General features: G+C 67.5%; 16 protein-coding genes. 8 read left to right on the forward strand and 8 right to left on the reverse strand.

Annotation, left to right across the window (positions count from 1 at the left end):
* Positions 1–24: 24 nt before the first annotated feature.
* Together ABY42_RS14160 and tbsP are read right to left on the reverse strand one after the other, a co-directional pair.
* The gene (locus ABY42_RS14160; RefSeq protein WP_050459800.1) at positions 25–1,713 is read right to left on the reverse strand and encodes a YcaO-like family protein; all 1,689 of its coding nucleotides are present in this window, start codon (positions 1,711–1,713) and stop codon (positions 25–27) included.
* Positions 1,714–1,762: 49 nt separating this feature from the next.
* On the reverse strand, positions 1,763–2,590 hold the full coding sequence (gene tbsP, locus ABY42_RS14165; RefSeq protein WP_050459801.1) for a transcriptional regulator TbsP: 828 nt from the start codon (positions 2,588–2,590) through the stop codon (positions 1,763–1,765).
* 366 nt (positions 2,591–2,956) lie between these two features.
* On the opposite strand from tbsP, the gene glyA reads away from it, so the two are divergent.
* The 5 genes from glyA (at position 2,957) to ABY42_RS14190 (ending at position 6,683) form a co-directional block, all read left to right on the forward strand.
* Complete coding sequence (glyA, locus tag ABY42_RS14170) at positions 2,957–4,204, forward strand: serine hydroxymethyltransferase (protein ID WP_004974406.1); 1,248 nt, start codon at positions 2,957–2,959, stop codon at positions 4,202–4,204.
* A gap of 95 nt (positions 4,205–4,299) precedes the next feature.
* On the forward strand, positions 4,300–4,599 hold the full coding sequence (locus ABY42_RS14175) for a DUF211 domain-containing protein (RefSeq protein ID WP_004974404.1): 300 nt from the start codon (positions 4,300–4,302) through the stop codon (positions 4,597–4,599).
* Complete coding sequence (locus ABY42_RS14180; protein ID WP_050459802.1) at positions 4,599–5,168, forward strand: VIT1/CCC1 transporter family protein; 570 nt, start codon at positions 4,599–4,601, stop codon at positions 5,166–5,168. The genes ABY42_RS14175 and ABY42_RS14180 overlap by 1 nt, the downstream gene beginning before the upstream one ends.
* Before the next feature lie 99 nt (positions 5,169–5,267).
* Entirely contained in the window at positions 5,268–6,161 is an 894-nt protein-coding gene (gene folD / locus ABY42_RS14185; protein WP_050459803.1) for a bifunctional methylenetetrahydrofolate dehydrogenase/methenyltetrahydrofolate cyclohydrolase FolD, read from the forward strand.
* Positions 6,162–6,170: 9 nt separating this feature from the next.
* On the forward strand, positions 6,171–6,683 hold the full coding sequence (locus ABY42_RS14190; RefSeq protein WP_050459804.1) for an NUDIX hydrolase: 513 nt from the start codon (positions 6,171–6,173) through the stop codon (positions 6,681–6,683).
* Positions 6,684–6,707: 24 nt separating this feature from the next.
* Here the strand turns inward: ABY42_RS14190 and ABY42_RS14195 are convergent, their stop codons facing one another.
* Both ABY42_RS14195 and ABY42_RS14200 read right to left on the reverse strand, forming a co-directional pair.
* The gene (locus ABY42_RS14195) at positions 6,708–6,941 is read right to left on the reverse strand and encodes a DUF7385 family protein (RefSeq protein WP_004974397.1); all 234 of its coding nucleotides are present in this window, start codon (positions 6,939–6,941) and stop codon (positions 6,708–6,710) included.
* Between the two features lie 42 nt (positions 6,942–6,983).
* Positions 6,984–7,694 (reverse strand): DUF7117 family protein, encoded by a 711-nt coding sequence (locus tag ABY42_RS14200; protein WP_050459805.1) that lies wholly within the window; start codon positions 7,692–7,694, stop codon positions 6,984–6,986.
* Between the two features lie 143 nt (positions 7,695–7,837).
* On the opposite strand from ABY42_RS14200, the gene ABY42_RS19890 reads away from it, so the two are divergent.
* On the forward strand, positions 7,838–7,984 hold the full coding sequence (locus tag ABY42_RS19890) for a hypothetical protein (RefSeq protein WP_004974390.1): 147 nt from the start codon (positions 7,838–7,840) through the stop codon (positions 7,982–7,984).
* Positions 7,985–8,674: 690 nt separating this feature from the next.
* The gene (locus ABY42_RS14205) at positions 8,675–8,962 is read left to right on the forward strand and encodes a PadR family transcriptional regulator (RefSeq protein WP_004044685.1); all 288 of its coding nucleotides are present in this window, start codon (positions 8,675–8,677) and stop codon (positions 8,960–8,962) included.
* 14 nt (positions 8,963–8,976) lie between these two features.
* On the opposite strand, the gene ABY42_RS14210 is transcribed toward ABY42_RS14205, so the two are convergent.
* Positions 8,977–10,242, reverse strand: a complete 1,266-nt coding sequence (locus ABY42_RS14210; protein WP_050459948.1) for an AI-2E family transporter — start codon at positions 10,240–10,242, stop codon at positions 8,977–8,979.
* 220 nt (positions 10,243–10,462) lie between these two features.
* On the opposite strand from ABY42_RS14210, the gene ABY42_RS14215 reads away from it, so the two are divergent.
* The gene (locus ABY42_RS14215) at positions 10,463–11,815 is read left to right on the forward strand and encodes a class-III pyridoxal-phosphate-dependent aminotransferase (RefSeq protein ID WP_050459806.1); all 1,353 of its coding nucleotides are present in this window, start codon (positions 10,463–10,465) and stop codon (positions 11,813–11,815) included.
* Between the two features lie 9 nt (positions 11,816–11,824).
* On the opposite strand, the gene ABY42_RS14220 is transcribed toward ABY42_RS14215, so the two are convergent.
* From ABY42_RS14220 to ABY42_RS14230, 3 genes are all read right to left on the reverse strand, one after another.
* Positions 11,825–13,174: a hypothetical protein gene (locus tag ABY42_RS14220; RefSeq protein ID WP_050459807.1), complete on the reverse strand. Its 1,350-nt coding sequence runs from the start codon at positions 13,172–13,174 to the stop codon at positions 11,825–11,827.
* 66 nt (positions 13,175–13,240) lie between these two features.
* Positions 13,241–14,221, reverse strand: coding sequence for a flap endonuclease-1 (fen, locus tag ABY42_RS14225; protein ID WP_050459808.1), 981 nt, complete (start codon positions 14,219–14,221; stop codon positions 13,241–13,243).
* A gap of 27 nt (positions 14,222–14,248) precedes the next feature.
* The gene (locus ABY42_RS14230) at positions 14,249–14,869 is read right to left on the reverse strand and encodes a GNAT family N-acetyltransferase (RefSeq protein WP_050459809.1); all 621 of its coding nucleotides are present in this window, start codon (positions 14,867–14,869) and stop codon (positions 14,249–14,251) included.
* Positions 14,870–14,898 lie beyond the last annotated feature (29 nt).

Here is a 14,898-nt window from a genome sequence, read left to right on the forward strand (position 1 = left end):
CCCGCGACCCCCGGGACCCGCCAGCTACGGGAACGGGTGGAACTCGCGGTCCAGTCGCGGCTCGAAGCCGAGGTCTCGCGGCACCGACTCGGCGCGGTCGGCGAAGTACGGCTCGCCGATGAAAAGCGGCTGTGCGGCCGGAACGACCACGCGGACCGCCTCGAAGCCGAGTCGTTCCACGTCGCGCGGGGTGGTCCGCGCCGCGTACGCGTCGAGGTCGGCGTCCGTGACCGCCGAGACGACCGCGTCGAGTTCGGCCGCGCCTTCGGGGACCTCGTCGGGGCCGACCGAGTCCGCTGGGATAGTCGCGTCCGGCGAGACGAACGTCCGAGCCGGCTTCGGGAAGTCGGCGTAGGTCGCAATCGCGCCGCCCTGCGTCGCGGCCTGCTCCGGTCCCATGCCGCGCAGTTCGGTCCAGTTCTGGAGCGCCTCGGCCAGCGCGGAGCGAGCGGCGCGGTTCGCATCGAGGTCCGCGCCGGAGCCCATCGCGAACTTCGGCCACTCGCCGTCGCGGTGGACGGCCACCGCCACGACCGGCACGTCCACGTCCTGCGTCACGAGGAGCGCGGTCACTTCTAGGGACTCCGAGCGGGCGCGGCCCGCCAGCGTCTCGAACGTCTCGTCGGTCACGTCCAGTCCGAGCGGGTCGAACGTCGAGTACCACGCGAGCATCGTCGCGTCGCGCTCGACGACCTCGTAGAGCCCCGAGAGAATCGCCTCGGTCCCGGAGTTGCCGAGGCCGAGCCCGGTCGTAATCGACGGCTTGTGTCGTTCGGACGGCGGCGGGTAGTGGACGAACTCCGCCGGGAGCGAGACGGTCGAGCCGGTCGCGAGGTCCTCGCCTTCGACCCACTGAATCGGCTCCTCGGGGTCGGGGTCGCGAAAGGAGTCGGGTCTGACGAAGCGACTCGGCGGCACCGCGGCCGGCCGAGACGCCGCGGGCGCGACGGCGAACTCGCTGGAGCGGTAGACGCCCGCCGAGTAGCGTTCGAGCGCCTCGCCGAGCGCCTTCATGTAGGCCTCGTCCCAGCCGGCGGCGGCGCCGCCGGCGAGTTCGGCCGCCCGGGCGTCGGCGTAGACCGTCGTGTCCGCCGTCTGCGCGACGTAGTACGGCAGCGGGAACGACTCGCGCTCGCCGACCTGCGTGACGATGCCGACGCGGTCGTCCACGGCCGATTCGGCCCGCGCGAGCGCGTCGTCTAACTCCACGGCGCGGAAGTCGCGGTCGAGGGTTCGGTCCCGCTCCATCGGCGACGGCGCGGGGAGGAACGACCGCTCGGGACCGGGGACTTCGACGACGGTCCCGGCCACGTCGTCGCCCGAGAGGAGCGCGATACCGCGCCGCCCGGCCACCGCGCCGGCGAGTCGGACGGCCGCGCGGTCACCGCCGGGGCGTCCCTCCGACTCCGTGGTGGACGCGACGCGCGCCCGGAGGTCCGCGAAGTCGGCGCTGGCGGGGTCGAACGCCGAGACGGCCGCGTCAAGGTCGTCCACGGGGTGGCCGCCGACACCGCCGATTTCGACGGCGAGCCATCTCGAAGCGGCTTCGTCGGCCGCGTCGAAGGCGTCGCTGCCGGCCGCGGCGACGACGAAGCCGAGGTCGAACGAACCGAGCGAGTCGGGGGCCGTCTCCGAGACCGTCGCGTCGATGTCGGCGCACGCCGCGCGAATCGACTCGGCGGCGGGACCGCTCCCGACGAGTCCGATGTTCATGCGCGCGACGAGGGGCGGCGGCGGGAAAAAGCGAGGGGGTCGCGGTCGGCTACGCGTCGAGCAGTTTCTGGGCCTCGTCGGCCAGTTCGTCGGCGGCGGCGGCGACGAGCTCGTCCGCGCCGAGCTTCAGGCGGAGCCGCGGGCGACCGACGTCGATGGGTACTTTCTCGGTGTCGATGAGGCCGAGTTCTTCGAGCTTCGTCTTCGTCCGGGAGAACGTCGCCTTGCTGGCGATGCCCACGTCCTCGCCCCACTTCGAGATGTCGTAGAGGAGAACTTCGTTGCGGGCGGCGACGAGAAGCGAGATAGTCACCTCGTCGAGGCCGTCGCCGTCGCCGCGAGCCGACGACAGCGAAGCGAGCACGGCGTCGAAGTCGGCGAGCGTCTCTTCTCCGATGTCCTCGCCGAGGGTCTCGCGGACGCGCGAGAGCGGCGGGGTCCGGAGCTTGAATTCGGGCGCGGCTTCCCAGTGGGCCTGATGGGCCTCGAACGCCGTTTCGACGAACGCCTCGTCGTCGGTGACGAGGCCGGCGACCTTGTCACCGGCGGCGACGAGCGCGACGACCGAGTTCGGCGTGACGAACAGCGTGTTCTCGACTTCGTCGTCGGCGGTCCGCATCGAGAGCGCGCCTTCGGCGACGAGGTTCGCGGCGTTGGAGGCGACGATGAAGTCGTCGAGCACGTCCTTCAGGACGCCCTCGTCGGCGACGAGACGGATCTCCGGCAGGTCGCCGTCGATGTCGGTCGCCACGGCGACGAGCCCTTCGATGACCTCGGCGGTCGGGTTCGCGACCAACACCTCGTCTTCCGACGAGGAAAGGACGGACTTGATGATGTCTCCTACCCCCTCAGCGAGTAGATTAGAACGAATAGCCATAGCTTGAATATCGCCAGTAATATATTTAATATTAACGCAAGACGACCGGCAGAACGTATTCGAAATCAAGTTGTACCAACGCTGTATCGCGCGAATTGAGCATTTCGTTTCAGAAATTTTACCCCTATCGGCGAGCGGGTAAATCGATGGCGAACCGAGAACCCCGTGCGTCCGGGAGTTGTCGCCCGCGGCGGTCGGCCTCGGCAGTCAGTTCGGCTCGGGAACACGTCGGAGACGGTCGGTATCGCGCGTTCGTGTATCTGTTCACGGTAGCACACCACAGAATGTACACGGGCGTGCAACACAACACCGGCAGGCGTAGCCAAATGGGACACATTTATGCCGTAATTGGACCGGATACTACGTATGGACTACAGCCACGTCCGCGACGTCGACCCCGCCGTGGCAGACGCCCTCGACGGCGAGGTCGAACGCCAGCGCGACACGCTCGCGATGATCGCCTCGGAGAACCACGTCAGCGAAGCGGTCCTCGAAGCGCAGGGGAGCGCGCTGACGAACAAGTACGCCGAGGGCTATCCCGGCAAGCGCTACTACGCTGGCTGTGAGTACGCCGACGACGTGGAGAACCTCGCCGTCGAGCGCGCGAAGGAACTGTGGGGCGCAGAGCACGTCAACGTGCAGCCGCACTCCGGCACGCAGGCCAACATGGGCGTCTACCTCGCCATGCTCGAACCCGGCGACAAGATTCTCTCGCTGGACCTGACCCACGGCGGCCACCTGAGCCACGGTCACCCCGCGAACTTCACGGGCAAGCTCTACGACGTCGAACAGTACGAGGTCGACGCCGAAAGCGGCTACATCGACTACGACCAGCTCGCCGAGAAGGCCGCGGAATTCGAGCCGGACATCATCGTCTCCGGCTACTCCGCGTACCCGCGCGCCGTCGAGTGGGAGACGATTCAGGAGGTCGCAGACGACGTGGACGCGCTCCACCTCGCCGACATCGCCCACATCACGGGCCTCGTCGCCGCCGGCGTCCACCCCTCGCCGGTCGGTGTCGCCGACTTCGTCACCGGCTCGACCCACAAGACCATCCGCGCCGGTCGCGGCGGCATCATCATGTGCGACGAGGAGTACGCCTCCGACATCGACAGCGCCGTCTTCCCCGGCGGTCAGGGCGGCCCCCTCATGCACAACATCGCCGGCAAGGCGGTCGGCTTCAAAGAGGCGCTCGAACCCGCCTTCGAGGAGTACGCCCAGCAGGTCGTCGACAACGCGAAGGTCCTCGCGGAGACGTTCCAGGACCACGGTCTCAGCGTCGTCTCCGGCGGCACCGACACGCACCTCGTGCTCGTCGACCTCCGCGACTCGCATCCCGACCTCACCGGCGGCACCGCCGAGGAGGCCCTCGAATCGACGGGTATCGTGCTGAACGCGAACACCGTCCCCGGCGAGACGCGCTCGGCGTTCAACCCCAGCGGCATCCGCGCCGGCACGCCCGCGCTCACCACCCGCGGCTTCGGCGAGGAGGAGATTCGCGAAGTCGGCGAACTCATCGTGAAGGTCGTCGACGCTCCCGAGGACGACGACGTGCTCGCGGACGTCTCTGAGCGCGTGCAGGAACTCTGCGACGCGAACCCGCTGTACGAGTAAGGGTCCAGACGGAACTATCGCGGTTCCGCTCGCCCGGTTTTCAAACCCCTCTGTCGAGTAACACTATTAGCCGCGCCGCCGTATCGCCACTCGACATGGCTCCGATTCGTCGGCTCGTTCTCGACGTGTTGAAACCGCACTCGCCGTCGACGGTCGAGTTCGCCCGCGAGGTCGCCGACGCGGCCGGCGTGGCCGGCGTGAACGCGACGCTCCTCGAAACCGACCGCGAGGTCCAGAACCTCAGACTCGTCGTGGAGGGAGAGGCCGTCGACGACGACGAGGTGGAACGACGGATTCGCGACCTCGGCGGGACGGTCCACTCCGTCGACGAGGTCGTTGCGGGCGAGACGCTGGTCGAGTACCGGGACCAGCCGCAGGACCCGTCGTCGTCGTGATGTCGGCTCGCCTCGCTTCGCTCCTGCGCGACGACCGCGTCCGCGCCATCTCCCGCCGGTACTTCGTCTCGAACGGCTTCGACGGGGCGCTGACCTGCATCGGGCTCGTCATCGGCGCGTACCTCACCGGCGTCACGGAGGGGCTGACGGTCGTGAAAATCGGCGTCGGCGCGGCGGTGGGCCTGACGACCTCCGGCGTCTGGAGCGTCTGGGAGATAGAGCGCGCCGAGAAGCGAGCCGAGTTGGGCCGCATCGAAGACGCCATGCTGACCGACCTCGGCGGGACCGCGGTCGAACGCGACAAGGTCGCCGCGCGGGGAATCAACGCGGCCGCGAGCGGACTCGGCCCCTTGGTCGGCATCGTCGTCCCGCTGCTCCCGTTCCTCGCAGTCGGCGGACTGCTGTCGATGACGTGGGCGACGCTCGCCTCGGTCGGCCTCGGGACGAGTATCCTCTTTTCGTTCGGCGCGTACATGGGGTCGATATCGGACCAGCGGTGGTACGTCGCCGGCCTGCGGATGGCGCTCGCGGGCGTCGCGGTGGCCGCCGTGAACTTACTTTTCGGGTGACCGTTTGTGCCCACATTCGTGCATATTTTGGACCCATCGCGACCGAGAATACGCACGAATCCGAATCTTTGAAATGGGCGGGGCGCGCTGTCTGAGACAATGACGACCATCATCGACGGTAACGCCGTCGCCGAGGAGATTCGAGACGGGTTGGCCGACGCCATCGACGCGCTCGACGAGGCCGGCGTGAAGCCGGGGCTCGCCACCGTGCTGATGAGCGACGACCCCGCCAGCGAGACGTACGTCTCGATGAAACAGCGCGACTGCGAGGAGGTCGGTATCGAGGCGTTCGACTACGAACTCGACCCCGAGACGCCCGCCGACGAGCTGTACTCGCTCGTCGACGACCTCAACGACGACGACGAGGTCCACGGCATCCTCGTCCAGATGCCCGTCCCCGACCACGTCGACGACCGGACGGTCCTCCGCCGCATCGACCCCGCCAAGGACGTCGACGGCTTCCACCCCGAGAACGTGGGCCGCCTCGTCGCCGGCGACGCCCGCTTCAAGCCCTGTACGCCCCACGGCGTCCAGAAGCTCCTCGCCGCCACCGACGTGGAGACCGAGGGCGCCGACGTGGTCGTCGTCGGCCGCTCGGACATCGTCGGCAAGCCGATGGCGAACCTGCTCATCCAGAAGGCCGAGGGCGGCAACGCCACGGTCACGGTCTGCCACTCGCGCACGGACGACCTCGCCGCGAAGACCCGCGAGGCCGACATCGTCGTCGCCGCCGCGGGCGTCCCCGAACTCGTCACCGGCGACATGCTCTCGGAGGGCGTCGTCGTCATCGACGTGGGCGTCAACCGCGTCGACGCGGACAACGAGAAGGGCTACGAACTCGTCGGCGACGTGGAGTTCGACTCCGCGAAGGAGAAGGCCAGCGCCATCACGCCCGTCCCCGGCGGGGTCGGCCCGATGACCCGCGCGATGCTCCTCTGGAACACCGTGAAGGCCGCCGCCGAGGCCGAGGACGTCGACGTGGACCTTCCCTGAGTTCGGGACGTGAATCCCCCGTCAGACGCCGACATCGACGGCGAGTGGACGTACGACGTGGACGGCGTCATCCGGCGTCGGAACCGCCACGACCTCGACGCCGAGGCGTTCGCCAGCGCCGTCGAGCGTATCGAAGGCGGCCTCGAATGGGGCGTCGGCGCGCTCTGCGAGCGCGAGCGCGACGGTGCGGTGCTTCTCGTCCGGCAGGACGGCCAGTGGGTCCTCCCCGGCGGCGGGGTCGAAGCCGGCGAGACGAGGCGCGAGGCGCTGGTCCGCGAGGTCGCCGAGGAGACCGGCCTCGACGCCGACGCGGGCGCGCTCCGAGTCGTCACGGAGCAGTCGTTCCACCACGGTGGGGACGCCGCGAGCTTTCGATTCGCGATTTACGAGGCGACCGTCGCGGGCGACCTCACCGACGACCCCGGCCTCGAAGACGAGGCCATCGCCGACGTGGCGTGGTTCGAGACGCTCCCCGAGGACACGCTGGACCGCGGGCTGATTCGGTTTCTGCTCGGACGCTGACGCCCGTTCGACCGCGATTTTTTCTCACTCGTGGGTCGCCACGAGCAGTCGGTCGTCGTCCCGCCGAACGCAGAACCGGGTGTCGGCGTCCACGTCGAAGCTGTGTGCGTTTCGGTCGGAGATGAGCAGTTGCGAGAAGTCGTCGCCGCAGGCCGGACAGGCCACGCCATCGCGGTTCTCGACGAGCATCGTGTCGCCGTCGTCGCGGAGCAGTTTCACCCGGTGGCGCACGTCGTGGATGTCGAATCCGGCAGTCATCGTCGGCGAAGGGTCGTCGTGGAGGAAAAACGTTCGGGAGCGTCAGAACAGCGCCGCGAGCGTGTCGCGGGCCGACGCGAGCGCGTCGAGGTCGTCGTCGACGAGCGCGGTGTGTATCTCGCGGGCGGCCGCGACGAGCGCCTCGGACTCCGAAAGCGAGACGGCCCCGTCGAGCGCTTCGACGCGCTTGCGATGGTTCGAGAGGGTTTCGAGCGTCGTCCTGACCTCGGGGTTCGGGTTGTCGTCGAGCCACGTCGAGAGGTCGCGGCAGTAGGCGTCGATGGCCTCGGCGTAGGCGAGGCCGCGGGCGTCGGCCATCGAGTCGGGCACGGCGTCGGGGTCGGGGCGCTCTCCCTCGTCGGCGCGGCGGAGCAAGGTGATGACGTAGAACTGTTCGTCGTCCGTGGGGCGGTTCGACCGGGCGACCACGTCGACCGCGTGGAGCAGTTCGTGAGCCGCCAGCGGGGTGTCGTCGAGGGGGAGCAGTTCGCCCCCGCGGATGTAGCCCGTCTGCCGGATGTAGTCGCGGAGGTCGGACTTCAACGCCGGGGCGGCGTCGCGAATCGACCCGTCGCCGACGGCCGACCGGTGCGCCGAGAGGTCGAGGTCGACCTGCATGGCGGTGTGGCGTTCCCTGTCGCCGACGCCGACGCTCCGGAGGCTCCCGCACTGCGGGCACGATACGCTTCCCGTCTCGTAGTACGACCACCGGTGGTCGCACTCCTTGCACTCGCGCTCGCCGCGTATCTCCATGCGACTGGATTCGACCCGGCGGCGCAAAAGCACGGCGACCCGACGCGAGGGCATCAGGGGCGAGGCGAGTCGACGCGGCCGCGAGCGGTCGCCAGCCGAGACGACCGCCGGGCTACATACGTCCGGCGGCCCACCGTCGGCATATGCGAAGCGAATCCGAGGTCCGAGAGCAGTACGAGTTCCTGAAGGACGAACTCGACTCCGACGAGATGCGACACGAGGGGGTCAGAAAGCTCATGACCCATTATAAGCGGGCGCTCGGCTGGGTCCTGGAAGAGGAACACATGTGAGTTTCATAACATAAATCTTCGAGTAGAGCGGAACCGCATCGTTTCCGGAATTCGGCGCGTGCGTGCCACTCAGACGGACAGTTAGCCGAATTGTCAATGTTTGGCACGCGTCGTTATCTTTAAGTGAAACCGAACAGTAGCCGATAGTGACGCTTCGCTTTGGAGGGCCGAAGCGTCAGCGGGGACCAATTCAGGGCGGCATGCCGTGCCGGAGATTTCCGGCACGGCTTGCTTTCCTTCTGCGCGAAGCTACGACCCGAGAGCGACTGTTCCATTCGTGCCGCGTTCGAGTCACATCCGAGCTCCGGCTCCGGCTTCCGGTCCCGGCCCCGGCCGTTCTCGGTGGCCATCCGAGTCGTCAACTCGGTCTCATCACACGAGCTACGTGTTCGACCCGCCGCCAGTCGCTCCGAGAGCGGTGACGCCGCCATCTCGCCTCGGATTTCCGTTTTGGATAGTCGTGTGGTTGTTCATTGATAACACTTAACAATCTACTCGCTTACTGCGCCCGAGCCGTCCAGTTGTGGACATATCCGGACATCGAAACGGCAACTTCGGGAAATTAGTAATTTGGACTACATGATTGCTGACGGAGTATCTCGGAGACTAGCGGGTTTTCGAGGGAGAATCGTCGGTCGAGGCCGATATGCTTATCTGAATTAGACAGTAACATACGAGTCGAATTTACCGATGTACGACCTGACAGGATTCCAGCGAGACCTGCTGTACGTCATCGCGGGTCTCGAAGAGCCGCACGGACTCGCCATCAAAGAAGAACTCGAAGCCTACTACGAAAAGGAGATTCACCACGGGCGGCTCTACCCCAACCTCGACACGCTCGTCGAGAAGGGGCTGGTCGACAAGGGCCAGCGCGACCGCCGGACCAACTACTACACGCTCACCCGCCGCGGTCGCCGCGAGATAAAGGCCCGCGACGAGTGGGAAGCGGAGTACGTCCCCGAAGACTTCGAAGCGTGAGCGGGCGACTCGGACTACCCGTCCACGCCGGCGTCGGACGGCGACCGTGAGTCACGACTCGATTTCTCGTCTCGGTCGGTAAACGTCTCTAGCTCGTCCGATTCGCTCACTTCCGGCCGGTCGGTCGCGGCTGTTTCTCGCGGTTCGTCGTCCGCCTCGTCGGCCGTCAACTCCTCGACCGGCGGGCCGTCGACCAGATGTCCGGGGTCGACCATGTACGGCCGAATCGGCTTTCCCGCCAGGAGCTCCGGTAGAACGAGCCGGACGAAGTTCACGAACAGCACGAGTATCATCGGCATGAGGAAGATGCCGTACCAGCCGAACAGGAGCGGGCCGAACGTGTAGGCGAGCATCACGGCCCCGACGTGGAGGCTCCGTCCGGAGACGTACGGCCGGAGCACGAGGTCGGGAATCGTGTCCACGATGACGAACGAGACGGCGGCGAAAAGCAGGACGAACCAGAACCCGGGCGGGTTGGCAATCGTCGCTTCGAGAGCCATGTAGGCAGCGACGGGGACGTAGACGAGCTTCATCCCGACGACGGGAATGAGGCTCGCGACGCCGGCGAGCAGGCCGATAAGCGCCGGTGCGGGGATGTTGACGCCCACGGGCGCGATAACGTTCAAAAGCGAGTACGCGATGACCCCGATGGTGCCCGTGAGGATGGCGTTCAGGATGTTGCCGAAGAAGATGTTGTTGAAATCGCGGTCCACGCCGCGCATGTAGGCTTCGAGGATACCGTGGTCGTCGGCGAACATCGACTGGCCCCACCGGCGGAGTCGGTGGCCGTCGCGGAGGAGATAGAACGCGAACGCGATCATGACGAACAGGTGAATCGCGCCGATACCGAGGAACGCGAAGGTGTTGGCGGCGACGCTCAGCGAATCGAACACCGAGCTGATCGCTTCGGGAGTCAACACCGACCGGAAGTCGTACTCCAACAGCGCCTGCGGGCTGGCGATTCCCTCCAGCAGCGTGGGGTCGATGCCGTAGGCTTCGAGGTCGATGGGCACCTCGTCGGAGGAGAGTTGGTCGGCGTATTTCAGGAACTCGCGGAGGGCGATGGTCGCGGCGTAGACGACGAGTCCGAGCGCGGGGAGCGCGAGGGCGAAAAGCGCCACAGCCGCCGCGAGGCTTGGGGGCTTCACCCGCCTCCGAATCCGCCGGTAGATGGGTCGCGTGGCGTAGTAGATGAAGAGACCGAAGACGAACGTCCCGATAAAAGAGTAGACGACGTAGGCGAGCGCGCCCGCGAGGACCAACGCGAGCGACCACCACATCGCGCGGGAACGCTGGATGTCGGGGAGAGCCATACCCAACACGGACGCGGAGGCGTCAAAAGCCTATCGCGGGAGCGACAGGTCACGACGCCACACCGTCACGTTCGGCCGTCGAAGGCGTCCTCTCGCGCGGCGAAACCGACCGACTGGACCGCGCCCCGGCCGATATTGCATCATTAATAACGAATATCTTAACACACGTGTCTCCGTACCGAGCCGCATGGACCGAGAGACGGCGGTGCCACGCGTCGATTCGATGCCCGGCGAGAAAGCGCGCCAGTGGGTCGAGTACCACCACGAGCACGCCGCGCCGAGCACGTACGTCTACGACTTCGTCTGGGACATCACGGCGGAGTCCGAGGGGCCCTTCTGCACCGACGTCGACGGCAACGTCCTCCTCGACTTCACGAGCCACGTCGCGGCCGCCCCGCTCGGCTACAACAACCCGAAGGTCATGGACCGCATGGCCGAGTTCGACCTCGTCGACCCGACGAAAATCGCCGGCCAGGACTTCTACGTCAGCGACGGCTCCGCGCCCGGCGAGGAGCGTCTTCCCGGCCCCGCGGCGCTCATGGACAAACTGACCGACCTCACGAGCCACTACGGGATGGACACGGTGTTCCTGTCGAACTCCGGGGCCGAGGCGGTCGAGAACGCCATCAAAATCGCCTACGACCACGCCGACGGCGCGAAGTACGGCGTCACCTTCGAGGGCGCGTTCCACGGCCGCACCCTCGGCGCGCTCTCGCTCAACCGCTCGAAGTCCGTCTACCGGCGCAAGTTCCCCGAGATTTCGGGCGTCCTCGACGTGCCGTTCTGCGACGACCGGACCTGCTCGCCCGAGACGTGTTCCTGCGGCTTCTTCCCCGACGGCGACTCCGCCGTCTCCAAACTCCGGCAGAAGCTCCACCCGAAGAAGGGCCACATCGACGCCGACGAGGTCTCCTACGTCATCGTCGAACCGATTCAGGGCGAGGGCGGCTACCGCTTCCCGTCGGACGCCTTCGCAGAAGAGCTCGCCGCCGTCGTCGACGACTACGACCTGACGCTCATCGCCGACGAGATTCAGACCGGCGTCGGCCGAACCGGCGAGCTGTGGGGCTCCGACCACTACCCCATCGAGCCCGACATCATCACCGGCGCGAAGGGCCTCCGCGTCGGCGCGACCATCTCGAACGACGAGATATTCCCCGACGAGACCTCGCGGCTCTCCTCGACGTGGGGTGCGGGCGACATCGTCTCCTCGATGCAGGGCGTGTTCACCCTCGAAGCCATCGAGGAGTACGACCTGCTCGACAACGCCGTCGCCCGCGGCCGACAGTTCATCGAGCGGCTGCGCGACGACGCGCCCGAAACCGTCGTCGACGTGCGCGGCAAGGGCCTGCTGCTCGCCGTCGAGTTCGACACCAAAGAACGCCGCGACGCCGTGCAGGAAGCCGCCCTCAAGCGCGGCCTCCTCACCCTCTCGTGCGGCTACAAGGTGCTTCGAATCCTCCCGCCGCTCGACGTGACGGACCGCGAAATCGACCTCGGCGCGACGATGCTGCTGGATGCCATCGAGGACGTGTCGTAACGCGGCCGGTCAGGTCGCGTCGCGGTTGACGACGGGTTCGACCACGTTCCCGAGTTCGCGCATCATCCCGGCACCGACGAGGTAGTACACCGCCGATTCGACGCGCTCTTTCCACGCGGGACCGTCACCCATTTCGAGACTCACGTCGCCGGCGCGGATAATGCTCGCCGCCTCGTTCGCGACGACGCCCGCGAGCGGGGAATCGTACTCGTCGCGGACGCGCCGGAACACCCGCATCGCACGGCGTTTCGCTCGGAACGACCGGCCGGAGTCGTAGTCGGTGTCGCCGGGTTCCACGTCGAGGGCGTCGAGCACGATGTCGTGCGCCCGTCGGGCGAGCAGGGCGCGACCGGTGTCGACAAACAGCTTCGCGGTCAACCCGCGCTCGTAGTCTCCGACGTAGTTGAAGCTGTCGTCGAAACACAGCGTGAACAGCTCCCAGCGAGCGACCCCGTAGGGCGTGTTCCTGTCGAGGCTGGGTTCCTCATCGAGCCTCGTCCGCATCTCACCGCGTGACGGGTACTGTTCGATGTCCGTCCGGAACCTCTCGGTGGCGTCCGCGAGCCGGTCCCGATACGCGGTCGCGTCGTCGCCGAGGTTCGTGCGGTACTGCTCGCGGTAGTAGCGTGCGGTCCGAATGCGCTGTTGTGTCTGTAACTGCGACCCCCACTCGCCGGCGAAGTCGTGCGCCGAGTAGTCGGCCCTCTCGTCGCTGCCGTTCGAGTCGCCCCAACCGACGGTCAGTCGCGTGAACGAGAGGAGTCGCTCGATTGAGTAGAGATACGCGAGGTCGCGGCCGGGGGCAGAAACGCGGTACTCGGAGACTGACGCGGCGAGATCGTCAATCGCCTGTTCCAGTTCGCGGCCGCGCTCGACGAGGACCTCGGGGTCGTCGTCTCCGAGCGCGATGGTCGCGTACCCGACCGTCTCACCGGCGTACTGAAGCCCGGTAGTTGCAGACCTGAGCCGGTCGCGGGCGTCCCGTTCCTCTTTCGCGGAATCGAGGTGGCCGCCCCCCGGGGTCGTACGGAGGTGAAACCACGTGTCTTCGTCAACCGAATCGCGGTCGACCCGCGAGCGCAACTCCTCAGCCCGTTCGACGACGGATTCGAGGTTCGCCACCGCCGCGTCGGCGTGGTCGTCGCTCACCGGCGGCTGCCAGACGTAGTTACTCGGTGGATTGGGATACAGCGTCGTCAGCCAGTCGGTAATCGGGTCGGGGAGCCACGTCGGCCTGAACCAGGCGATTCCGCCGACCGCGCCCGCGCCGCCGACGAGGCCGAGCAGTTGGCGACGCGAGAGCGAGGAGGGTTCGTCGGACGGAGAGTCGTCTGTGGGAGGGGCGTCGTCGGGGGACACACGCCGGAGTTCCGAACCGGCCCGTGTAAACGTGTCGGCGGGCTGTTGGCTCGGCGCGAGCGCGGCCTACGTCCAGCGGTCGAGGCCGGTCTGCGTGACCGACTCCTCGATGCGCTCGAAGCCGCGGTGGACCTCGTCGGGGTCGACCTCCCACGTCTCGGTGACGAACTCGCGGGCGGCGGCCACGTCCGGGTCGATGTCCGTGTCGTAGTCGTAGTCGTCGGTGACCGGCGGGTCGAGGAAGAACTCGCGCACTCGGTCGGCGTTGGGGATGCTGTCGCCGCGGGCTTCGAGGACCGACCAGAGGTCGCCGTGTTCCTTGACGACTTTCACGGCGGTCTTCGGGCCGATTCCCGTGATGCCCTCGTTGAAGTCGGTCCCGCAGAGCATGGCGATGTCCACGAGTTGCTCGTAGGTGATGTCGTGCTTGTCGAGCGTCGCGTCGAGGTCCATCAGCTCGGGGTCGCCCTTGCTCGTGAGCTGTCGGAGCGTGTAGGGCGCGCCGAACAGGAGGGTGTCGTAGTCCTCGCTGCCCACGTAGTCGGCGTCGCCCTTGCGGGCCATGTAGGACGCCTGCGCCTCGCCCTCGGCGGGCGCTTCGACCACGGGCACGTCGAGCAGCGAGAGGAGTTCGCGGCTGGTGTCCTGAATCGTCTCGGTGAGTCGCTGGGTGCGCGCTTCCATCCGGGCGGCCTCGGCCGCGTCGCCGGCCTCGCGGGCCGCTTCGAGCCGTTCTTCGGCCTTCTCGCGCTGTTCGCGGCGCTTTGCCACCTCGTCGTCTTTCATCTCCGTGACGCCGCCGTCGAAGACGAAGACGGGCGTCAGGTCGTGTTCGAAGAACTTGGGGAGCCCCTGGACGATGCCGACGAGGTTGGCGACCTCTTTCCCCTCGCTCGTCGTGTACTTCTCCGAGCTCGTCCACTTGACCGTCGTCGTGAGATACCGGTACAGCCAGTTGTGGGCGTCGACGGCGACGACGCTCCCGGCCACCTCGTCGAACGACACCTCGGAGAGCGCGGCGAGCGTCCGCAGGTCTGCGTTTCCCATTTGCTCGGCCTTCGGGGGCCGAGGGTTTCAATCGTCCGAGTGAACGCCGCCGACTCCGGGAGGCTCCGCCCCCTCGCGCGCCGCGAGAAACGACCGCTCCGGGTCGCCGAGGTCGCGGGCGCGGTAGCGGTCGAGGCCGGACTGGTACGTCTCGCGTGAGACCGCGACGGGCGCGTCGGCGGGGCGCTCCAGCACCAACTCGGCGACGCCCGTCTCGCGGCCCGTAAAGCCGAACCCGGCCTTGTGGCACGCCTCGTAGGCGAAGGGGTTGTTCGCGGCGATGCGGACCGTCTCGTAGCCGCGGTCCGCGGCGGCTTCGCAGGTCCGGCGGAGGAGGTCGGGACCGAGTCCGTCGCCCCGGCGGTCCCGCCGGACCGTGACGTACCGGAGCCAGAGCGTCGTCGGGTCCGTTCGGTCCTCGTTGAACGCGACGGCGGCGACCACGTCCTCGGCCAGCGGCGGCAGAGAATCGGGGCCGCCGGTCGGCGCGGGCCGGTCGTCGTCGAGCGCCGGCAGGGGCGCGTCGGGGTCGCGGAACACCGTCTTGCCCGTCCCCGCGGTGACGAACTTCCCCGCGTAGGCGAACCGCCGGTAGTCGAGGCGGAGTCGCGGCCCGTCTTCGGGCCACCCGAGCAGGTCGAACTCCATGGCCGAGATGGGATCGCCGCGCGCAAGAA

This window comes from Haloferax gibbonsii, from assembly GCF_001190965.1.
In the GTDB taxonomy this organism is placed as follows: Archaea; Halobacteriota; Halobacteria; order Halobacteriales; family Haloferacaceae; genus Haloferax; species Haloferax gibbonsii.